At 66.9% G+C, this 22,598-nt stretch carries 13 protein-coding genes; 3 read left to right on the forward strand and 10 right to left on the reverse strand.

Annotated features, from left to right (window positions below):
• Nucleotides 1-67: 67 nt before the first annotated feature.
• The 8 genes from IJ15_RS0123580 to IJ15_RS0123620 all read right to left on the reverse strand — a co-directional run bounded on the left by IJ15_RS0123580 (nucleotide 68) and on the right by IJ15_RS0123620 (nucleotide 18,190).
• Nucleotides 68-892, reverse strand: a complete 825-nt coding sequence (locus tag IJ15_RS0123580) for an HAD family hydrolase (RefSeq protein WP_156112214.1) — start codon at nucleotides 890-892, stop codon at nucleotides 68-70.
• A gap of 88 nt (nucleotides 893-980) precedes the next feature.
• Complete coding sequence (locus IJ15_RS0123585; protein ID WP_031940783.1) at nucleotides 981-1,739, reverse strand: lysophospholipid acyltransferase family protein; 759 nt, start codon at nucleotides 1,737-1,739, stop codon at nucleotides 981-983.
• Between the two features lie 118 nt (nucleotides 1,740-1,857).
• Nucleotides 1,858-3,987, reverse strand: coding sequence for an Ig-like domain-containing protein (locus IJ15_RS0123590; RefSeq protein WP_081880894.1), 2,130 nt, complete (start codon nucleotides 3,985-3,987; stop codon nucleotides 1,858-1,860).
• Nucleotides 3,988-4,105: 118 nt separating this feature from the next.
• Nucleotides 4,106-5,359, reverse strand: a complete 1,254-nt coding sequence (locus IJ15_RS25375; protein WP_081880895.1) for an Ig-like domain-containing protein — start codon at nucleotides 5,357-5,359, stop codon at nucleotides 4,106-4,108.
• Nucleotides 5,360-5,713: 354 nt separating this feature from the next.
• Complete coding sequence (locus IJ15_RS0123600) at nucleotides 5,714-7,744, reverse strand: Ig-like domain-containing protein (protein ID WP_031940786.1); 2,031 nt, start codon at nucleotides 7,742-7,744, stop codon at nucleotides 5,714-5,716.
• 66 nt (nucleotides 7,745-7,810) lie between these two features.
• Entirely contained in the window at nucleotides 7,811-10,120 is a 2,310-nt protein-coding gene (locus IJ15_RS0123605; RefSeq protein ID WP_081880897.1) for an Ig-like domain-containing protein, read from the reverse strand.
• 259 nt (nucleotides 10,121-10,379) lie between these two features.
• On the reverse strand, nucleotides 10,380-14,579 hold the full coding sequence (locus IJ15_RS25380) for a beta strand repeat-containing protein (RefSeq protein WP_051919599.1): 4,200 nt from the start codon (nucleotides 14,577-14,579) through the stop codon (nucleotides 10,380-10,382).
• Nucleotides 14,580-14,992: 413 nt separating this feature from the next.
• Nucleotides 14,993-18,190 carry a beta strand repeat-containing protein gene (locus IJ15_RS0123620; protein WP_031940788.1) on the reverse strand — a complete coding sequence of 1,066 codons (3,198 nt, stop codon included), beginning with the start codon at nucleotides 18,188-18,190 and terminating at the stop codon, nucleotides 14,993-14,995.
• Nucleotides 18,191-18,742: 552 nt separating this feature from the next.
• Here IJ15_RS0123620 and IJ15_RS0123625 point away from each other — a divergent pair.
• Nucleotides 18,743-19,231, forward strand: a complete 489-nt coding sequence (locus tag IJ15_RS0123625) for a PaaI family thioesterase (protein WP_031940789.1) — start codon at nucleotides 18,743-18,745, stop codon at nucleotides 19,229-19,231.
• A gap of 121 nt (nucleotides 19,232-19,352) precedes the next feature.
• Here the strand turns inward: IJ15_RS0123625 and serS are convergent, their stop codons facing one another.
• Nucleotides 19,353-20,612 carry a serine--tRNA ligase gene (serS, locus tag IJ15_RS0123630; protein WP_031940790.1) on the reverse strand — a complete coding sequence of 420 codons (1,260 nt, stop codon included), beginning with the start codon at nucleotides 20,610-20,612 and terminating at the stop codon, nucleotides 19,353-19,355.
• Between the two features lie 30 nt (nucleotides 20,613-20,642).
• Nucleotides 20,643-21,065 carry an ankyrin repeat domain-containing protein gene (locus tag IJ15_RS0123635; RefSeq protein WP_031940791.1) on the reverse strand — a complete coding sequence of 141 codons (423 nt, stop codon included), beginning with the start codon at nucleotides 21,063-21,065 and terminating at the stop codon, nucleotides 20,643-20,645.
• 51 nt (nucleotides 21,066-21,116) lie between these two features.
• Between IJ15_RS0123635 and IJ15_RS0123640 the strand changes: the two genes are divergently transcribed.
• Both IJ15_RS0123640 and IJ15_RS0123645 read left to right on the forward strand, forming a co-directional pair.
• Nucleotides 21,117-22,199 carry a septum formation family protein gene (locus IJ15_RS0123640; RefSeq protein ID WP_407984124.1) on the forward strand — a complete coding sequence of 361 codons (1,083 nt, stop codon included), beginning with the start codon at nucleotides 21,117-21,119 and terminating at the stop codon, nucleotides 22,197-22,199.
• Between the two features lies 1 nt (nucleotide 22,200).
• On the forward strand, nucleotides 22,201-22,551 hold the full coding sequence (locus IJ15_RS0123645) for a metallopeptidase family protein (protein ID WP_031940793.1): 351 nt from the start codon (nucleotides 22,201-22,203) through the stop codon (nucleotides 22,549-22,551).
• Nucleotides 22,552-22,598 lie beyond the last annotated feature (47 nt).

Below are 22,598 nucleotides of genomic sequence, written 5' to 3' on the forward strand. Positions count from 1 at the left end.
AACACCGAACGGGGCTGCCCTCCACGAACTTTCGTGGAGGGCAGCCCCGTTTTCGATGTGCGGGTACCTACTTCGCCCAGAGGCGTTCGAGGACGCGCGCGACACCGTCGTCGGAGTTGGTGGCCGTGACCTCGTCGGCGACCGCCTTCGCTTCAGCGTGGGCATTGTCCACGGCGACACCGTGACCGGCCATCGCCAGCATCGGGATGTCGTTGGGCATGTCGCCGAACGCGACGATGCCCGACTCGGACACCTCGAGTCGCCGCGCCGCCAGCGTCAGCCCGGACGCCTTGGTCACGCCCGGCGCCGACACCTCCAGCAGTCCGTTGTCGGTCGAGTACGTCACGTCGGCCCGCTCCCCCACCAGCGGGCGCAGCTTCGCGGCCATGTCGGCGCTGCTCGCACCGGGCACGCGGATCAGCATCTTGACGGCCGGCGCGGACAGCAGGTCCTCGGGCGCCATCACGGTGTGGCCGGGGTTGAGCCACGCGTGTTCGTATCCGGGGGCGCTGACGAACTGCGGGGTCGCGGTGTCGTGCGCGGTGGCACCGATCCGTTCCGCCGCCAGGCCGGCCCCCGGCAGTTCCCACTCCACCAGGTCCGCGAGCCACGCGAGGGTCTCGAGGGACAGGGTCGCCGCGGAGATGACACGGTCGGCTTCGGCGTCGTAGAGCACCGCACCGTTCGCGCACACCGACAGCGGCGCGAATCCCAGTCCGTCGACCACCGGGCCGAGCCAGCGTGGCGGACGGCCCGTCGCCAGGACGAACGGCGTGCCGGAGTCGACCACCGCCTGTACCGCCGCCCGGGTGCGGGCGGTGATGCGTTCGTCGTCGTCGATCAGGGTTCCGTCGACGTCACTGGCGACCAGACTGGGAAGTTCGGGGTACACGCGGCCCATTGTGCCCGTAACCGGCGACTTCCGGCCCCCGGGTTGCGATCGGTGAGCGCAAACTCACCCATCGGATGAATCGCGACAGCTAGCTTCCCTCGGTTTCCTTCCTGCGACGTGCGGCCGCCTTGGCCTCGGCTTCGTCGGCGTCCATCTTGTTCGCTTCCTCGAGCGTCGGCGCACCGCCACCGAGCCGCGCCGGCACCCAGTACTCGCCCGCCGGGTGGTCGTAGTTCGCCTGCACACCGCGGAGCAACTCCTCCATCCGGGTGTGCAGGAGCGCCGTCATCTCGGACGCGGGTTCGAACGGCATGATCGGTTCACCGACCGCGATGGAGATGGGGGTGTTCGTCCGTCCGAGCCGCTTGGGGAAGCCCTTGGTCCACACCCGCTGCGACCCCCAGATCACCATCGGGATCACCGGGGTGTCCGATTCGAGTGCCATCCGGGCGGCACCGGACTTGAACTCCTTGAGTTCGAAGCTGCGACTGATCGTCGCCTCGGGGAAGACGCCCACCAGTTCACCGTCGCGCAGCGCCTGGACGGCCGCGCGGTACGAATCGGAGCCCGCGGAACGATCGACGGGGATGTGCTTCATCGCCCGCATCAGCGGTCCGGAGATCTTGTTGACGAAGACCTCGTTCTTCGCCATGAACCGGATGTACCGCTTCACGGCGCGCGCGGGCAGACCGGCGTAGGTGAAGTCCATGTAACCGGTGTGGTTGATGGCGATCACCGCCCCGCCGCGAGCGGGGATGTGCTGCTCGCCGGTCACCGTGAACTTCAGTCCCTGGCCTGCGAATACACCACGAGTAACGCCGATGATCGTTCGGTAGAAGGGTTCCACACCGAGCAGCGTAGCCGCCGGGCCGTGGCCGCGGACACATCCGTTCCCGCAGACGCCGCGGTCCCCCGCCTCGAGGGAGGCGGGGGACCGTCGTTCATTCGTGCGGGAGTTCGGACCGTCAGGATCCGGATCCCGACCGTCCGGCGCCGCCGAGCGACCCGAACATGGTGCCGAGCGACCCGGCGCTGCCGGTCCCGCCGCCGTCACCGTCACCGTTGTCGGACGCAGTGACCTGGACCGTCTTCTCGGCGGAGGTCGACGCCTTGGCGCCCTGTCCGCCCGAGTAGCGCGCGGTGATGCGGTGTGCGCCATCGGTGGCGAAGGTGTGCTCGAGCTTCGCGACGCCGTCGACGAGGGCGACGTGGTTGCCGATCGGTCGGTCGCCGTCGTAGAACTGGACGGTGCCGGGCAGATCCGTCCCGCCGGTGACGTCGGCCGACAGCGTTACCGACTGTCCGACGGTCGCCGTCGCGGGAACGGTCACGGTGGTGGTCGTGACGACATCATCCTGGGTCGGGACCGACACCTGGACCGTCTGCGGGGTCGCTGTCGCATTCGTGAAGCCCGGCGCACCGGAGAAGACAGCGCTGATGCTGTGCGACCCGGCGGTCGTGAACGTGTGCGGCAGGCTCGCCACGCCGTTCGAGACCTCAACGGGGCCACCGATGTTGCTGCCGGAGTCGGCGAACTGCACACTGCCGGCGGCGTTCGCGGGCGAGACCGTCGCAGTGAGGACCAGCTGCGACCCGGTCTGAGCGTCGGACGGTACCGACAACGCCAGCGAGGCCTGCGCAACCGGGTTGCTCACCGTCACAGTCGCAGGTATCGAGGTCGAGTTCTCGAATCCTGTGTTGCCCGTGAATACCGCGGTGATGCTGCGGCTCCCCGCCGTGGCGAACGTGGTCTGCGTGGTCGCCGTGCCGTTCGAGACGGTGACGGCGCCACCGATGTCGGCGGTGCCGTCCTTGAACTGCACCGTGCCGGCGGCGTTCGCCGGATCCAGGCGCGCCGTCAGGGTCACCTGCTGACCGGTCTCCGCGGTGGGCGGGACGGTGAGCGTCGTGGTGGTCGTGGCGTCCTGCGGAACCGGCGCACTCACGAAGATCGAACGAGCCGGGGAGACCGAGCCCGCGAAGCCCTTACCGCCGGTGAACTCTGCTGTGATGCTGCGGCTTCCGAGCTGAGTGAAGGAGTACGACAGCTGGGCGTTGCCACCACTCACTGCGACCGGTTCACCGATCGGGGATCCGTTCTCCTTGAACTGCACGGTTCCGGCGGCCTGCGCCGGGTCGAGCCACGCCGTCAGCGTCGCGGGCTTGCCCTGCACCGCGGAGGACGGTGTCTGCAGCGTCGTCGTCGTGTCGAGCGTCGGAAGCTCGTTCACCTGCAGGGGGGTCGTCCCCGACGTGGAACCCGTGTACTGCCCGGTGCCGGTGAAGACCGCCGAGATGTCGTGGCTACCCACGACATCGAACGCATGAGGCAGTTGCGCCTGCCCGTTCGAGACCGGGACGGGCACACCGATGTCGACCCCGCTGTCACGGAACTGGACGTTTCCTGTGGCGGAAGCCGGTGCCACCGTGGCCTTCAGGGTCGCGGTGTCGCCCTCGATGACCGGCTCGAGTGGCGGCACCGTCGTCGTCGTGCCGAACGGGGCCACTGACAGATTGAGTCCGTCCAACGGCTTCCACGACTGCTCGGAGCTGAACGAGTAGATGTTGAACGCCATTCCGGCCTGACGAGCGCCGATCGACGCGTCTTCGCGAACTTTGTACGTGAAGGTTATGTCGGCGCCCTTGTCGACCAGCACCAGCTTGCACGCGGCGCCGACGCAATTGCCACCGCTCAGCCACGACAGCTTGACCGCGCCGGACGCATCCTGGGTGGGCGTCCCGTCGAACTGACCACCCTTGTTCCAGTCGCCGGCAACCGGTCCGCTGCGCCACACCCGCGCCGACACCGACTGCAGGACGTAGTCCGCCGGTGCGTAATCGGTGAAGTCCTGCATATATCGGTCGGTGCCGCTCGCATCGAGACGCACCTTCACCTCGACGGTCTCACCGGGCAGCGCCGCAGACGGCGTGACCGTCTTGGTGGCGGTGATGTTGCTGGGCGTCACCGTCTGCGTGCTGGACGCGGCCGCAGCCACTCCCGGCCCGACAATCGCCTGGCCGAGGCCGACAGCCGCCACGGCGACGACGCCGACCATCACTCGCGAGACGGCGGATCGTAAGGACGATCGCGTCATGTCTGTTTCCCTTCGGGATTGCAGCCGGTGAGTCGCCAGCCGCTGGCGGTAGAACCGATGAAACCGAGTACGGGCCACCGATTCCCACGTTCCGCGAGAATCGGTGGCCCGTAGCGGGTCAGGAACCGAAGTTGAGGCTGCCCAGTGAGCCGGTGCCACCCGGGCCCGGACCCGGGCCCGGATCGGTGACGTTGATTGTCTGTTCAGTGGCAACCGAGCCGTTCACACCGGGACCACCGGAGTAGACCGCGGCGATGTTGTGCGGGCCGGCAACCGTGAACGTGTGGCTCAAGACGGCCACGCCGGAGGCGTCCACCGTGACCGGGCCACCGATCGGCGCATTGTTGTCGTAGAACTGGACGGTGCCCGGGAACTCGGTCGCATCGCTGACCTGTGCTGACAGGTTCACGGCAGTACCGGTCACAGCGCTCGACGGAGACGTCATGACCGTCGTGGTGTCCTGATCGTTGGGCCCGGGAACTGTGACGGCGACGTTCTTCGCGGCACCGCTCGAGTCCGCGTACGGGCCCGACCCGAGGAAGTTCGCGCTGACCGAACGAGTGCCCTGGGTGCCGAAGACGTGATCGAACGTGGCGACGCCGTTGGTCACTGCGACCGGCGAACCGATGTTGACGCCGTTCTCCTTGAACTGGACCGTTCCGGTCGCCTCAGCCGGGTTGACCGATACGGTCAGTGGCACAGACGCCCCCACCTTGGCCACCGGCGTGACCGTGACCGTGGTCGTGGTCGCCACCGCGGGCTGGCTGACGGACAGACCGAGGCCCGTCATCGGGTTCCAGATCTGAGTTCCACTGAAGGCGTAGACGTTCATCGACATGCCGGCTTCGCGCGGCCCCACCGGCGCGTCGTTGCGCACCTTGTAGGTGAAGGTCAGGTCGGCGCCCTTGTCGAGCAGCACGAGCTTGCAAGCGGCGCCGACGCAGTCACCGCCCTTGAGCCACGAAAGCTTGACGGCGCCGTTCGCGTCCTGAGTCGGCGTGCCGTCGTACTGGCCGCCCTGGTTCCAATCGCCGGCAACCGGTCCGCTGCGCCACACGTGCGCCGTCACCGACCGCAGCTCGTAGCCCTTCGGCGCGTAGTCGGTGAACTCGCGCAGGTAGCGGTCGACTCCGCTCGATTCGAGGCGGATCTTCACGGTGACGTCGTCGCCTCGGTACGCAGTCGCCGGGGTGACCGTCTTCGTGGCGGTGATGTTGTCGTTCTTCACCGTCTGCGACGCGCTGTCACGCGGGCCTGGATCGGCCGAGGCCACGGTCTGGCCTGCGACAACTTGGCCTAGTCCGACGGCAGCGAGAAGCACAGCACCCGCCGTGACTCTCGTGACGATGCCACGAATCGATGATCGGGCCATCTTCAACTTCCTTCCGATGGACCGTGCGGAGGTATTGGTGAATCCGCAGCACGGTCAAACGTTTACTGGGCACATCAGCCGCCCCCGCGACCGCCCATCCGAGTCGCCGTATCGGCACGACAAATGAGCTGCCACAGAATATAGGACGAACGTCCAGTTGTAGGCACAAATCGGCGAAATCGCACGTGCCATGGAGCCGAGAACATGCACCGTGCGCGCGCCCGCACGATCCTCGCTGAATCTTCCCAGGAGACGGTCGCGCGGACCCGGAACACACCGCTCGAGACCACGCAGGAATCCTCGACCTACGGATCGGGGCCCGGCGCTCACCGCGACCCCGATCCGTCGATTCGATCAGGAGCCGAACGGAAGCCCGGCGAGGCTGCCGGTCCCGGTGTTGCCGCCGGGCGCCGTTTCGGTGGAGGTGACCTCGAGGATGCGCACGTCCGACGACGAACCCTTCAGACCCGCCGCGCCCGAGTAGACCGCGGTGATCCGCTGAGCACCGGAGGTCGTGAACACGTGGTCGAGGGTCGCGACACCGTCGACCAGGTCGACGGCCTCCCCGATCGGCGCGTCACCGGCGAAGAACTGGACCGTTCCCCGCACCTCGCCGGACGACACCACCGACGCCCACAGCGAGACAGTGCTGCCGCCGGCAGCGGAGGCGGGGACGGTCAGCGCCGTCGCCGTGTCCACGTCGGCCGAGGTCGGCGCGGTGACGTTGACGGTCCGAGCGACCGCGGTCGAACCGTCGAGCGCAGGGATACCGGAGAACGCCGCCGAGATCGAGTGCGCACCCACCGTGGTGAAGGTGTGCGCCACCCGTGCCACACCGTTCTTCACCACCACCGGAGCGCCCAGATCGGCACCGCCGTCACGGAACTGGACGGTCCCACCGTCGACGGGAGCACCCGCCGAGGTCCGGACGGTCACCCACAGGTCGGTGGTCGCTGCGGTCTTGGCTTCGCCCGGGACACTGAGCATCGTCACCGTGCCGCGCGGCGTCACCACGGGGTCGGTGACGGACACGGAACCGGCCGACGAGGTCGACGGTTCGAATCCCGCAGCACCCGAATAGATCGCGGTGATGTTGTGGGTGCCGACAGACGTGAAGGTGTGATCGATCGTCGCGGTGCCGTCGACGATGTCGACGGGGCCGCCGATCGCGGTGACGCCGTCCTTGAACTGCACGGTTCCGCCGGTCGGCGTCGGGCTGATCGACGCCGAAAGCGCCACCGACGTACCGGTCTGCGCCGACCCGGGCACCGTGAGGACCGTGGTGGTCACCCGGTCGGGGACGGTCACCGACACCGTCGCCGGTGCCGACGTCGAGGTGACGAAGCCGGCACCGGTGAACACGGCCATGATCGGGTGCGGGCCCGCCGTCGTGAACGTGTGCGGCAGTTCGGCGACACCGCCGGACACCGGCACGGGAGCGCCGATGTCCGTATTACCGTCGCGGAACTGCACAGTGCCCGACGCGTTGTTCGGGGCGACCGTCGCGGACAGCGTCACCGGCGCTCCGGTGAACGCGGTCGGAGGCGCCTGCAGTGTCGTGGTGGTCACCACGTCCGCCGCCGCCACCTGAACGGACTGCACCGCCGACACGGATCCGTTCGCGAACGCCGTGTCCGGGAACTTGGCCGTGACCGACCTCGCACCCACCGTCGACGGCGTCCACGCGAACGTCGCCACACCCGAATCGTTCAGCGCCCCGGAACCGATCTTCGCGGCACCGTCGAAGAAGTCGACCGAGTCACCCTGCGCGCCACCGGTCACCGTCGCACTCAACGGCACCGACCTACCGACCTGCGCACCGGAGACCGCCGCCAGCGACGTCAACGACACGTTCTTGCTCACCGTGATCGACGGGCCCTTGCCGTCGTACTCTCCCGAACCCAACGAACCGCTGTAATGCATCGCCGTCGGCAACGGCACACCACGCGCACAGTTCGCGCCGACCCGATACGAGAACTCGAACGTGTGCGGCTTGCCGTTGATCAGCGCACCGACCGGCCAGTCGACGGACGAGCCCTGCACCCGAGCGAAATCAGCGCCCTGGCTCTCCAGCCCACGCGGAGAACCATTCACCTTCGCCGACCCGTCGATGTACGTCAGACACGTTGGGTGCACGTCCTTGACCGCATAGATGTACTCGCCGATACCGTTGGTCCGTTCGAACTTCGTCGACACTGTGAAAGTCTCGCCCTCGTTCGGTGTCGAATTGCTCACCGTTCGGGTGAACTTGCTGGCGCCGTCGGTCCACGTCACCGAGGCCGGTTCCGCGCCCGCCGAACCCGTCCCGAATGATCCGATGAGAGTCACCGACAGCGCGGCCACGCCTGCCGCGGCCGTCAATCGCCGCGTCGTTCTACCAGTCATACCGATCTCTCGCTCGTCTCTCACCATTGCTGCCTTCGAATTTCGCTGTCGCATCGTCGTCTCCGCTCACGAACCGAACGAGAGGCTGCCGGTGTCGATGCCGGGCAGAGCGCCGCCGGCCTCGGAGATCACGAACGTCCCCGGGATCGAGTTCGATGCCGTGAATCCCGCTGCACCGCTGTACTTCGCGGTGATGGTGTGGGATCCGGTCCCGGTGAACGTGTGCTGCAGGCTCGCGCGCCCGTCGACCAGTTGCACAGCCTCGCCGAGCGGCTTGTCGCCGTCGAAGAACTGCACGGTGCCGCGCGGCGTCTGCGACGCGACGACCCGGGCGGAGACGGTCACGGGCCGTCCTACGGTGCCACCGGCCGGGAGTCCCAGTTCGGTCGCAGTAGCCAGATCGACGACCGATGCGACGGTCACGTTGATGTCCTGAGCGTCCGTGGCCGAACCCGCAAACGCCCCGGCACCACTGAACACGGCCGTGATCGAGTGCGTGCCTGTGGCACCGAAGACGTAGGTCAGCTTGGCGGTGCCGTCACTGACGGGGACGGGATTTCCGATCGGTGCCCCGCCGGCGCGGAACTGCACCGTGCCCGCGTTCGGAACCTGGACGCCGTCGAGCAGGTCGAAGACGCTGGCCCACAGATCCACGGGCACACCGGCCTTCGCCTCACCGGGCGCATTGAGCATCGTGACGGTGCCGATGTCCGACGCCGTCACCGCAACGGCGACCGGGGCTGCGGTGGAGCCGAGAGATCCGGCGCCGCCGCTGTAGACCGCGGTGATCGGATGCGATCCGCCCCTGGTGAACGTGTGCGTGATCTGCGCGGCGCCGTCCGACACCAGAACGGGCGAACCGAGGTTCGTCGCACCGTCACGGAACTGGACGGTGCCGTCGCGAGGTACCGGCGACACCGAGGCCGAAATCGTCACCGCGGCACCGACCTCCGCCGTCGCGGGCGCGTCGACCACCGTGGTGGTCGCCACCGCGTCCGGCATCGGCTCGGACACTGTCACCACGCGGGCGCCCGACGCCGATGCTGCGAATCCGGCGTCACCCGAGAACTGCGCGGTGATGCTGTGCGCACCGGTCGTGGTGAAAGCATGCGGGAGCGTCGCGACACCACCGGTCACCGGGACCGGTGTCCCGAGCGGCGCACCGCCGTCCTTGAATTGCACGGTGCCGGTGGCATTTGCCGGATTCACGGCCGCGACAAGATCCACCGTGAGACCGGTGGTCGCGGTGGGCGGCACGGTGAGCGACGTGGTGGTGGCAGCGGCCGGCGGGGTGACCGTCACGGTCTGCTCCGTCGACGTCGACGTGGCGAAGCCGGTCGCACCCGAATACACCGCGGTGATGCCGTGCGCGCCGACCGATCCGAACGAGTACCACAGGCTCGCCGACCCGCTGTTCACGGGAACCGGAGCACCGATGTTCGCACCGCCGTCCTTGAACTGCACGGTGCCCGACGCCTCGGCGGGCGCCACCGTCGCGGTGAGCTGCGCGGGTGATCCCGTCGCCGCGGCCGGCGGGACGGTCAGCGTGGTGGTGGTTGCAACGTCCGGAACCGACACTCGGATGGTCGCGAGCGGGCCGGCGCCGGTGTTCAAGCCGGCCGACGTGGAGTCCCGTGGACTGCACCGCGTGGGTGCCCACTGGTTGCCCAGGAACGACGCGAGAGCGAGCTGGGTGCTGAAGTTCTTGTCATTGTTGAAGTTGCCCGCGTCTCCGCTCGCGCGGACCTTGGGCTGGATGACGCCGGACTGGCCGGCCACCACGGTCACGTCGATCGCGGGCATCCGGAACCAGGAGTCACCACCCGAGTTCGATGTACCGTCGAGGTTCTTCTTCCACTTCGGCGCCCGGATACCGCCCTCGCTGCCAGTGCTGCTGGACGGGCTGTTCCCGATCACCTGGTTGCCGCCGGAGATCCGGAGAATGGTGCCGTTCGGGTCCTCCACGCCGGCATCGTTCACTCGGATCACGCTCGGCGGGACACCGTCGAGGTTGATGCCGGAGTTCGGCACGATCGTCGCACTGACGAACGTCGCATTCGCGGGGATCTCGAAGTCGTTCTTCAGCCGGGACAGGTTCGTCGTCGTCGCCCCCGAATCGGAATTCGGGTACGACTGCCCGTTGGTCTGCAGGCGGAAGGTGAACTGCTCACCCGGTGCGACGGTTGCCGGAGCGTCGATCGTGACCGAACTCTGCGTGATCTTGTCCACCGTCTTGATTGCGCTGGCCCGGCATGCGGTCTTGAACTCGACCGTCGAGGTTGCCGCCGTTGCCGGCTGGACGATCAGTAACGGCCCGGACAGCAACACAGACCCGGCGAACGCCACAGCGCAGCGCCTCCGTAACGAGGAACTCATCAAACTCCCTGAACAAACAGTCGAAGGGCGCCGCGGATGCTGAGCTCCCGAGCCGGAAGGATAGACCCTCCAACTGGAACGTGTGTCAATTTTCTAGGTCGAACGTTCAGTTCACTGTCGACACGCCATCGGAACGGTGCACGACCTGGTCGAATGCTGATCTTTCGCTGCGCGAAACAAGGGATTGTCGAACCCTTCAACGCGGAGTGGCCCCCTGCCCGGTACCGGGCAGGGGGCCACTCACTCAGGGGTTGCGGAGTCAGGAACCGAACCGCAGGCCGCCGAGCGAACCCAACGATCCGGGGCCATCGGTGCCACCGTCACCGCCGCCGGACTGCGTGACGTCAAGCGTCTGCACCTCCGATGTCGAACTCTGAACACCGGGACCGCCCGAGTACACCGCGTAGATCTGGTGCGGTCCGGACTGGTCGAAGGTGTGCACCAGTTCGGCGACACCGTTCACCACCTGCACCGGCTGGCCGATCTCGATGCCGCCGTCGAAGAACTGGACCGTTCCCGGCAGCGTCGACGCCCCGCCCACCTGAGCGGTCAGCGTGACCGCTGTACCCGCCGTTGCGGACTGCGACGACGTGATCTCCACCGTCGACGGCACGTCGATCGGATTCGGTGCGGACACCTCGACCGGATGCTGCGGCGAGGTCGACGCCACGAACCCTGCACCCGGAATGAACACCGCGGTGATCTGATGCGTCCCGACCGTGGTGAAGGTGTGCTCGAGCGTTGCCGCCCCGTTCGTCAGCGCGACCGGCGAGCCGATCTCGACGCCGTTGTCACGGAACTGCACGGTGCCGGACGGCACCGACGTCCCGGACTGAGCCTGCACCGTCGCCGAGAGAACCGTCTCGACGCCCGTCGTGGCCGCATCCGGGGAGCCCACCACGGTCTGTGTCTCCACCTCGACCGGAGCGGGATCGGACACCGTGATGCTCTGCGCCGTGGACGTGGAGCCCACGAAACCGGTCGCGCCCGAGTACACCGCCGACACCGCGAACGTTCCTGCCGCATTGAACGTGTACGGCGCGCTCGCGTTGCCGCTGGCATCGACCGTCACCGGCGTGCCCACATCCGCGCCGGCAACCTTGAACTGCACGGTGCCGCCCGTCGGTGCCGGCGACACCGAGGCCGACAGCGTCACCTGCTGACCGGTCTCCCCGGTCGCAGGAACCGTCACCTCGGTCACAGTTTCAGCATCCGGCACAACCGGATTCGCCACCGCAATGCTCTGTGCCACAGCAGTCGAGTTCGTGAACCCGGCACCACCCGTGAACACAGCAGTCACGTCGTACTCACCGGCAGCATTGAACGTGTGCGGCAGCGTCGCCGAACCACTTGCAACCGGAACCGCTGCACCCACCGGAGAACCGTTCACCGAGAACTGCACCGAACCCTGAGCATCCGACGGCGTTACCGTCGCCGACAAGCTCACCTCAGCGCCAGTCTCGGCAGAAGCCGGAACAGCCACCGACAGCGACGTGGCCACATCAGGATCCGTGACCGTGATCGACTGCGCCGCAGCCGACGAATTCACGAAACCCGCGCCGGCAATGAAATCAGCAGTGACGCTGTGCGAACCGGCCGTCGAGAAGCTGTGCGGCAGAGTCGCCGTACCACCCGACACCGCCACCGGCGAACCGATATTCACTCCGTTGTCCTTGAACTGCACCGAACCCTGAGCATCCGACGGGGACACCGTCGCCGACAAGCTCACGTCAGAACCCGTCTCCGCCGAAGCCGGAACAGACAGCGACAGCGACGTGGTCACATCAGGATCGGTGACCGTGATCGACTGCGCCGACGCAGACGAGTTCACGAAACCCGCTCCGGCAATGAAATCAGCGGTGACGCTGTGCGAACCGGCCGTCGAGAAGCTGTACGGCATCGTCGCCGTACCACCGGCAACGGTCACCGGCGAACCAATGTTCGTACCGTTGTCCTTGAACTGCACCGAACCCTGAGCATCCGACGGCGTGACCGTCGCCGAAAGAGTCACCTCGGCGCCCGTCTCGGCAGAAGCCGGAACAGTCACCGACAGCGACGTGGTCACATCAGGATCGGTCACCGTGATCGACTGCGCCGACGCGGTCGAAGCCGTGAATCCGGCAGCACCCGTGAACTCAGCAGTCACCTCGTAAGCACCAGCAGCACCGAACGTGTACGGCAACGAAGCAGACCCGCCCGACACCGACTGCGGTGCTCCGACATTCACACCATCAACCAGGAACTGCACCGAACCCTGCGCATCCGACGGGGACACCGTCGCCGACAAGCTCACCTCGGCGCCAGTCTCGGCAGAAGCCGGAACAGTCACCGACAGCGACGTGGTCACATCAGGATCCGTGACCGTGATCGACTGCGCCGCAGCCGACGAGTTCACAAAACCCGCGCCGGCAATGAAATCAGCAGTGACGCTGTGCGAACCCGCAGTAGTGAAGGTATGCGGCAAGGACGCCGTGCCACCGGACACGGTCACCGGCGAACCGATGTTGGTGCCGTTGTCCTTGAACTGCACCGAACCTTGCGCATCCGACGGCGACACCGTCGCCGACAGAGCCACCTCGGCACCCGTCTCCGCAGAAGCCGGAACGTTCACCGAAAGCGACGTCGCCACATCAGGATCCGTCACCGCAATGCTCTGCGCCGACGCGGTCGAGTTCGTGAACCCGGAAGCACCCGTGAACACAGCAGTCACGTCGTACTCACCGGCAGCATTGAACGTGTGCGGCAACGTCGCCGAACCACTTGCAACCGGAACCGCTGCACCCACCGGAGAACCGTTCACCGAGAACTGCACCGAACCCTGAGCATCCGACGGCGTAACCGTCGCCGACAAGCTCACCTCAGCGCCGGTCTCGGCCGAAGCCGGAACTGCCACCGACAGCGACGTGGCCACATCAGGATCCGTGACCGTGATCGACTGCGCCGCAGCCGACGAATTCACAAAACCCGCGCCGGCAATGAAATCGGCGGTGACGCTGTGCGAACCGGCCGTCGAGAAGCTATGCGGCAGAATAGCCGTGCCACCGGCAACGGTCACCGGCGAACCGATGTTCGTACCGTTGTCCTTGAACTGCACCGAACCCTGAGCATCCGACGGGGACACCGTCGCCGACAAGCTCACCTCAGCGCCGGTCTCGGCCGAGGCCGGAACAGACAGCGAGAGCGACGTCTGCTGATCAGGATCTGCCACCGTGACCGTCTGCGCCGTCGCGATCGAACCCGCAAACCCGGCAGCGCCCGTGAACTCGGCAGTCACCTCGTAGGCGCCAGCAGCGTTGAATGTGTGCGGCAGCGTCGCCGAACCACTTGCAACCGGAACCGCTGCACCCACCGGCGAACCGTTCACCGAGAACTGCACCGAACCCTGAGCATCCGACGGCGTGACCGTCGCCGACAAATCAACCGACGTACCCGTCTCCGCCGAGCCCGGAACCGTCACCGACAGCGACGTGGTCACATCAGGATCCGTGACCGTGACCGACTGCGCCGCAGCCGACGAATTCACAAAACCCGCGCCGGCAATGAAATCAGCGGTCACGCTGTGCGAACCGGCCGCCGAGAAGCTGTGCGGCAGAGTAGCCGTACCACCGGACACGGTCACCGGCGAACCGATGTTGGTGCCGTTGTCCTTGAACTGCACCGTGCCCGACGCGTTCGACGGCGTCACCGCCACCGTCAGGTCAACCGAAGCGCCGGTCACGGCGGTACCCGGGACCGTGAGGGTCGCGGTGGTACCGACGGGAGAGTTCACCTGGACGTTCTGGGGGGCGGACTGCGACGACGCCACGGTTGCCGTGCCCGGGAACTTTGCCGTCAGGCTTCGGGCGCCCGCGGTTACCGGCGTCCACACATAGGTCGCGACGCCGGCCGCGTTGGACTGTCCTTCACCGAGCTTGGTTGCACCGTCGTAGAATTCGATCGTGCTGCCCTGTGCTGCTCCGGTCACCGTGCCGCTCAGGGTGACTGACTGCCCTGTCGTGATCGATGTGGGCACCGGGGCCAACGTCGTCGTGGTGGCATCCTTCGCGACGGTGATCGTCGGGCCCTTGTCTGAGTAGGTGCCACTGCCCAAACCACCCGAGTAGTGCATCGTCGTCATCAGGGGGGTCGCACGGGCACAGTTCGCGCCCACCAGGTATGTGAACTCGAACGTCTGAGACCTGGGGCTGATGTTCGGATACACCGGCCAGTTCCCCGCAACACGGGTGTAGTCCGCGGCGATCTCCGGGTTGGAGGTGTTTCCACTGACATACGTCAGGCAGGTCGGATGGATGTCCTTCACCGCCCAAAGCCACTCCACGCCACCACCAGTCCGCTCGAACTTCGTGGACACCGTGACGGTCTCGCCCGCCGATGGGGTGGAGTTGCTCACCGTTCGAGTGAACTTGCTGTTGCCGTCCGACCAGCTCACCGACGCCGATGCGGCACCTGCTGCACCCACACCGACGGTTGCCGCGAAGCCCGCGGATAATGCGAAAACACTTATTCCGCCGACTATTCGGCGAAGTCCCCTGCCAACCATGCATTTCCCTCTCGACGACGGCTCGATGGCCGTCAACTCAACGGATCAGGTACGACCTGGGACACTGCGCCGAGGGGGCGAGCCCGGGGGGCGCGTTGCAGGGACCCACGCCACCCCCTGCAACCAACCGCAGCCCGACTCCGCGTCTGAAATGCGGCTCGAACTCTACCGGACAAACGTCCAAGTGGGATGTGATTTGCCGGGTCGGGCAACATGGCAAGACTCCGGGGGACTGCTGGAGCCCGGACGTTGAACGACGCCAGGCGAGGCCCCGCCTCCGTGAGGAGACGGAACCTCGCCTGGACTGCAGATACTGCCTACGGGGAGGTACCTTACGAACCGAAGTTCAGTCCGCCCAGCAGGTCTCGGAGAATGGTGCCGAGGTTGCCCAGGCTGCCGCCCGAGTTACCACCGGAAACCTGGACCGTCTGCGCAGCCGAGTTGGAGTTCGCCACGCCCTGGGCGCCGCTGAACTCTGCGTGGATGCTGTGTGCGCCGGCCGTCGTGAACGTGTGGTTCAGCGTTGCAACACCGTTGACCACCGGCACCGCGTCCCCGATCGGGTTCTGCCCGTCGAAGAACTGAACTGTACCGGCCACCGCAGCGTCGCCCGCCCCGGTCACCTGCGCCGACAACTGCACCTGCGTACCGACCGTCGCATTGCCCGGTACCGTCACGACGGTGGTCGTCTCGACGTCGACCGCGGTAGGCACCGTCACCACGATCTGCTTGGCTTCAGCGGAGGAGCTCGTGAATCCGTTTGCACCACTGAAGGTCGCGGTGATGGTGTGCGTGCCGGCGGCGGTGAACGCGTGGCTCAGCGTCGCCACACCGTCGACCACCGGAACGGTGCCGATCGAGGCACCGTTGTCGAAGAACTCGACCGTGCCGGCGCTCGGAATGACGTCCTCGGTGCCGTTGTCGAAGACGGTGGCCACCAGGTCCTGCGACTCATCGGTCTTCGCGTTGCCCGGGACGCTCAGGATCGTGGTCGTCGCCGCGTCCACCGGAGTGGGATCGCTGACCGTCACCGTCTGCGCCGACGCCGACGAGTTCGTGAACCCGGTCGCACCCGTGAACTCAGCCGTCACCGACTGCACACCCGCCACACCGAAAGCATGCGACAGAACCGCAGTACCACCCGACACCGTCACCGGCGAACCGATGTTGGCGCCATTGCTCTTGAACTGCACCGTGCCCTCAGCATCGGACGGCGTAACCGTCGCAGTCAGATTCACCGACGCGTCAGTCTCAGCTGTCGCCGGAACCTGCAGCCCAAGCGACGTCTCCACATCCTGCGGAGCAGGATCGCTGACCGTCACCGTCTGCGCCGACCCGGTCGACGCCGTGAATCCGGTAGCACCCGAGAACTCAGCCGTCACCGCGTACGAACCCGCAGCGTTGAACGTGTACGGCATGCTCGCATGACCGGTGCCGTCGACGTTCACCGGCGTGCCGACGTCGTTGCCGGCAACCTTGAACTGCACGGTGCCGCCGGTCGGGACCGGAGCAACTGCAGCGGACAACGTCACCGAAGCACCCGTCTCGGCGGTGCCCGGAGCCGTCACGGTGGTGGTCGTCTCCGTGTCCGGAACCACCGGATCGGTGACCGTCACGGTCTGCGCGCCAGCGGTGGAACCCGCGAAGCCCGCTCCACCGGTGAAGGTGGCGGTGATGCTGTGCGAACCGGCCGAGGTGAACTGATGCGACAGCGTCGCAACACCGTTGGACACCGTCACAGGCTGACCGATGTCGGTGCCGTTGTCCTGGAACTGCACCGAACCGACCGCATTCTGTGGGGCGATGGTCGCCGTCAGGTCGACTGGCGCGCCGGCCTCCGCGGCCTGCGGGACGGTGAGCTCAGTCGTCGTCGTGGTGACCGGATCCGTCACAGTGACGTTCCGGGTCTGCGCCGACGACGACGCGAATCCGGCGTCACCGGTGAAGGCCGCACCGACCGCGACCGTACCGGCAGTATCGAATGCGTACGACAGCGTGGCAACGCCGTTCGACACCGCCACCGGCGAACCGATGTTGTTGCCGTCGGCAGTGAACTGCACCGTGCCGGTCGCATTCTGCGGTGCAACGTTCGCGGTGAGCGTCACGTCAGCACCCGTTGCAGCATCGGCCGGGGCCGACACCGTCGTCGTGGTCTCCACATCGGGGACGACCGGATCGGTGACCGTCACGGTCTGCGCGCCCGCGGTGGAACCCGTGAAGCCGGGCGCACCCGTGAACTCGGCGGTGATCGAACGGGCACCCGCAGTGGTGAACTCGTGCGACAACGTCGCCGCACCGGATACCACCGTCACCGGCGAACCGATGTTGTTGCCGTTGTCCTTGAACTGCACCGTGCCCTGCGCATCCGCCGGGGTCACGTTAGCGGTCAGATCCACGGACGCGCCGGTCTCAGCGGTCTGTGGAACCGTCAGTCCCAGCGTCGTCGCGACATCGACCGGAGTCGGATCCGTCACGGTGATCGTCGACGCCGCCGACGTGGAACCGGTGAAGCTACCCGTCGCGGTGAACACCGCCGTCACCGAGTGCGAACCGGCGTTCGTGAACGTGTGGTCCAAGCTGGCCGAGCCGCCCGACACCGTCACCGGGGAACCGATGTCGTTGCCGTTGTCCTGGAACTGCACCGAGCCCGTCGCATTGCCGGGCGCGACGTTTGCCGTCAGCGTGACCGAGGCACCCGTCTCCGCCGTCGCCGGAGCCGTCAGGGTCGTGGTGGTCGACTCCTGCTCTGCAACAACGTTGATCGTCGCCAGCGGGCCGGAACCGGCGTTGAGGGCCGCGTCCTTGTTGTCGCGGGGGGTACACCGGGTCGGAGCCCACTGGGTGCCGATGAATGCCGACGCCTTCGCCACCGACGTGCTGAAGTTTGCGTAGTCACCATGGTTGGCAGCGTTGCCCGCGATGCGCACACGAGGAGTGATCACACCCGGATCCAGAGCCCTGACAGTGACGTCGACGGCAGGCAGACGGAACCAGGTATCACCGTTGCTGCTTGCGGAACCGTCCAGGTTCTTCTTTGTCTTGGGAGCACGAATGCCCCCCTCCGAGTTCGTGCTGCTGGTCGGGCTGTTGCCTGCAACCTGATTGTTGCCTGACAGTCGAATCACGCGGCCGGAGGCATCGACCACGCCGGAGTCATTGACCAGCAGGACGTTGGGGGCCACGTTGTCGAGGCCGATGGCAGTGCCTGGAACAACTGCCCCACTGACCCATTCCGTGTTGGCAGGGAGTTCGTAGTCGTACTTGAGCCGCGACAGGTTCGTTGTCGTCGCGATCGATTCCTTGTCAGGATAGGACGACGCGTTCGGCTGGATACGGTAGGTGAACACTTCACCGGGCGCGACAGTAGCTGGCGCGTCGACGGTCATCGACGCGGCGACGTTCTTGTGCTGGTCACCGATCGTGCTGCCGGCCACACAGGCGCTGGTGAAATTCGTCGTTTTGACGACGGCATTCGCAGGACTCCCGATCAGGAACGTCCCGGCGACGAGCGCTGTGCCTGTGAGTGGCACGACACAGCGCCTCACTATCGAATTTTGCATACTTGCTTCCTTTGCAGAAGTGCGGATGGGGGGGAGAGGAAATCCGCACAGGTCCGCACACCATAACGGCGGGATTACGTCGATGTGTCGGTTTTACCCACCAAACGTCCAAATGTTGCTGACGATTAGCTGAACCACTGTTTGTTACCGACCGGTACGTCTGATCCACGAGGGCGCCGCGACCACGATACGAACAGGAGCGCACGAAAAGGGCTTCCAACTGGGGCAACAGCACTGGACACCAGTCCAGTATCACGAAGAGGTTCACGGTGGGTGCGGAATCGCAAACTTCACCTCGGGATTAACCCCTTCGCTCCACTCCGGTCAGATTTGAGCCCGAACTCGGCACCGACACTCTCGGCCAGGGCGATGCGTCGCCCGAGAATCGGCGCGCGAGGGCAAACAAAGAATTGATCGCGGCGACATTCCGTCGAGCATTTCTGAATTGAATTCTATAAACGGGACGGGGGTCGACGGGCTACTGCGCCGTCGGGCAACGCTGCCGCGGGTACGGTCTGACGGGTGTCTCCCGAACGTCAGCGCACCTACACCTGGAACGACCCGGCCCCCATTGCGGAGGCGAACCGAAACCTCAGCGGACTCGAGTTCGTCCGCGGACTGGTCGACGGCACCGTCCCGCACCATCCCACCGCGAGCACTCTCGGCTTCCGCGTCACCGACGCCCGCGAGGGGTTCGTGGAAATCACGGCCGAACCGGCCGAATGGCACTACAACGCCGTCGGCAGCGTGCACGGCGGCGTCATCGCCACGATGATCGACACCGCAATGGGCTTCTCGGTGTCGAGCACACTGCCCGCCGGCGTCCACTACACGACGCTCGACATCACCGTCCGCTACCTCCGCGGCATCAAAGCCGATCAGGGATCCATTCGCGTGCACGGCTTTTCGGAGCACACCGGCCGCACCACGGCGACCGCGCGGGCCGAGGTCCGCGACGAGCAGGACCGACTCCTGGCAACGGCGTCCACCACCTGCCTGATCCTGCGCTGACGCCCCTCCCCCGCAACAGCTGAAGGGTCCCTTCATGCGCTGTCAGCGCATGAAGGGACCCTTCAGCTTCTTCCGACCTTCAGCTTCTTCCGACCTTCAGCTTCTTCCGACCATTCGGCCGTTACGGCGCGGTCAGGACCTCACGGCCGACGAAGGGCACGAGGGCGGCGGGGACGCGCACGGAACCGTCTGCCTGCTGGTGCGTTTCGAGGATCGCGACGAGCCAGCGGGTGGTGGCGAGGGTGCCGTTGAGGGTTGCGGCGGTCTGCGGCTTGCCGTTCTCGTCGCGGTAGCGGACGTTGAGGCGGCGGGCCTGGTAGGTGGTGCAGTTCGATGTCGAGGTGAGTTCGCGGTACGCCTGTTGCGTGGGGACCCATGCCTCGCAGTCGAACTTGCGGGCTGCGGACGAGCCGAGGTCGCCGCCGGCGACGTCGATGACGCGGTACGAGAGGCCCATGGCGTCCAGCATGTCGCGTTCCCACGCGAGCAGACGCTGATGCTCGGTGTCGGCGTCCTCGGGCTTGCAGTAGGTGAACATCTCCACCTTGTCGAACTGGTGGACGCGGATGATGCCGCGGGTGTCCTTGCCGTAGCTGCCGGCCTCACGGCGGAAGCAGGACGACCAGCCCGCGTACCGCTTGGGGCCGTTCGCCAGGTCGAGGATCTCGCCGGAGTGGTAGCCGGCGAGCGGGACCTCGGAGGTGCCGACGAGGTACAGGTCGTCGTCGGCGAGGTGGTAGACCTCGTCGGAGTGCTGGCCGAGGAAGCCGGTGCCCTGCATGATCTCGGGGCGCACCAGCACCGGCGGGATCATCATGGTGAACCCGTTGGCCATGGCCTTCTGCGCGGCGAGCTGCAGCATGCCCAGCTGGAGCATCGCGCCGAAGCCGGTGAGGAAGTAGAACCGCGAGCCCGACACCTTGGCGCCGCGCTCCATGTCGATCAGGCCGAGCGACTCGCCGAGTTCGAGGTGATCCTTGGGCTCGAAGTCGAACGTCGGGATCTCGCCGACGGTCTCGAGCGTGATGAAGTCGTCCTCGCCGCCGGCGGGGGCGCCGTCCTGCACGATGTTCGAGATCGCCCGATGGGCCGTCTCCATCGCGGCCTGCGCCTCGTGCTGGGTGGCCTCGGCTTCCTTCACCTTCCGGGCCAGTTCCTTCGAGCCCTCGAGCAGCGCCGGGCGCTCCTCGGGGGACGCCTGCCCCACCTTCTTGCCGAACGCCTTCTGCTCGGCGCGCAGGGTGTCGCCCGCCAGGATGGCGGCGCGGCGGGCTGCATCGGCCTCGAGCAGCGCATCGACCAGACCGGGGTCTTCACCGCGGGTGCGCTGCGAGGTGCGAACGGCGTCAGGGTTCTCGCGAAGGAACTTGAGGTCAATCACGACCACAAACCCTACTTGGTGACACCACGCTCATTCCGGGTGCTGCCCCAATATCTGCAGATAATCGTCCCGTCCGAACATGCGTGCGGCATCGAGCGCGGACGGTTGCCCGGCGGACGCGTCGGCCCCGGCCGCCACGAGCGCGGCCACCACGGCGTCCTCGCCCTTGAACACGGCGCCGGCCAGCGGGGTCTGACCGCGGTCGTTCGGGCGGTTGACGTCGGCACCGCGGTCGACGAGGGCGCGGACCGTGTCGGCGTGCCCGTGGTAGGACGCGAGCATCACCAGCGTGTCGCCGCTCGCGTTGGTGAGATCGACCGGAACCCCGGCGTCGACGTACTGCGCCAGCGTGGCGGCTTCGCCGGTCCGGGCCATGTCGAACAGTCGACCGGCCAACTCCTGCACGTCCGCCGGCAGGTCGTCGTCGTGCTCACCGGGATGTTCCTCACTCATGTCGGACGAACCTACGCGGAAACTTCGGCATCTGCGCCCGATGCGGGCATTATGGAGGCAATGTCCGACGACCTACCGCAGCCGACACCGCAACCGGGGCGGCGCCGACACCTGTCCGCGCCGGTGACCAGGCGTGCCCTCGCGCTCGTCGCGATCGGCGCGGTGATCGCCGCCATCGCCACCATCTTCATCTCCGGCGGTTTCGACCGCGGCGAGAAGCTGCCCGTTCACACCAGTGGAGTGGGCCCGCAACCCACCGGCGCCGTCGCCGGCGAGGCGTTCGGCTCGGCCACCACCGGCGACTGCCTCACCTGGAGCAGCCCCGACGCCAGCGACCTCGAGAAGGTCGACTGCGCGCAGGCGCACCAGTTCGAGGTGGCCACCGACGTGGACCTCAGCCTGTATCCGGGGGTCGAGTTCGGTCCGGGCTCCAAGTTCCCCGGCGTGCTGCGTTTCTCCGAACTCCGCGACCAGCACTGCGCGCCCGCCGTCGACTCCTACCTCGACGGACGGTTCGACCCCAAGGGCAAGTTCAGCGTCGGCCTGATCAATCCCGGCGAGGCCGGCTGGGCCGCCGGCGAACGCACCATCCGGTGCGGCCTGCAGTTCTCCGGTGTCACCGGGACGCTGCTGCCGATCGAGGGCCGGGTCGCCGAGCAGGACCAGTCGAAGGTGTGGAACGTGGGCACCTGCATCGGCATCAACCAGAACGTCCCGTCCGATCCGGTCGACTGTGCGCAGCCGCACGCATTCGAGGTGGTCGGCGTGATCGACCTGGCCAGTCGCTTCCCCGGCGGCATGCCGTCGGTGGAGGATCAGGACAAGTTCCTCGAGGGGGCCTGCACCGAGGCCAGCAACGGCTACCTCGGCTCCCCCGAGGCGCTCCGCGACAAGACCTTGACGCTGTTCTGGGACAACCTCGACCTCGACAGCTGGCTCGTCGGCAGTCGCAAGATCAACTGCTCGATCGGCAAGGAGGTCGACGCCAGCGGCTTCGCGACCATCGTCGGCAGCGCCAAGGGCGACATCCTCATCAACGGACAGGCCCCCGTCCCGCCGCCGCCCGCGCCCGAGGGCCGGTCCCTGCCGACCCCGCTGCCCGGCGCCGCGCCGCTGCCGTCCGCCGGAGGCTGACGTGCCGGTGACCATGACGGCCGCTCACTTCGAGGAGCTGGTCTCGGAGGCGCTCGACCTCATTCCGCCGCAGTTGGCCGCGGGAATCGACAACGTCGTGGTGCTCGTCGAACCGCGCAACGACGAGGAACCGACCCTGCTCGGGCTCTACCACGGCATCGCCCTCACCGAACGGGACAGCCACTACGGCGGTGCCCTCCCGGACACCATCACCATCTACCGCGACGCGCTCCTCGACGTGTGCCACACCGAGGACGAGGTGGTGCACGAGGTGATGGTCACCGTCATCCACGAGGTGGCGCACTACTTCGGTATCGACGAGGACCGGCTGCACGAACTCGGCTGGGGCTGACCCGCTCCGATTCGGTCCGATTTGTATGGAACCGACCGCTCGCTTTC

Source organism: Prescottella defluvii, assembly GCF_000738775.1.
Taxonomy (GTDB): Bacteria; Actinomycetota; Actinomycetes; order Mycobacteriales; family Mycobacteriaceae; genus Prescottella; species Prescottella defluvii.

Coding starts and splice junctions, on each gene's coding strand:
- IJ15_RS0123590 (WP_081880894.1), bottom strand. CDS start 3,987: ATGACGCGATCGTCCTTACGATCCGCCGTCTCGCGAGTGATGGTCGGC.
- IJ15_RS25375 (WP_081880895.1), bottom strand. CDS start 5,359: ATGGCCCGATCATCGATTCGTGGCATCGTCACGAGAGTCACGGCGGGT.
- IJ15_RS0123600 (WP_031940786.1), bottom strand. CDS start 7,744: ATGACTGGTAGAACGACGCGGCGATTGACGGCCGCGGCAGGCGTGGCC.
- IJ15_RS0123605 (WP_081880897.1), bottom strand. CDS start 10,120: ATGAGTTCCTCGTTACGGAGGCGCTGCGCTGTGGCGTTCGCCGGGTCT.
- IJ15_RS0123635 (WP_031940791.1), bottom strand. CDS start 21,065: ATGAGTGAGGAACATCCCGGTGAGCACGACGACGACCTGCCGGCGGAC.
- IJ15_RS0123640 (WP_407984124.1), top strand. CDS start 21,117: ATGGAGGCAATGTCCGACGACCTACCGCAGCCGACACCGCAACCGGGG.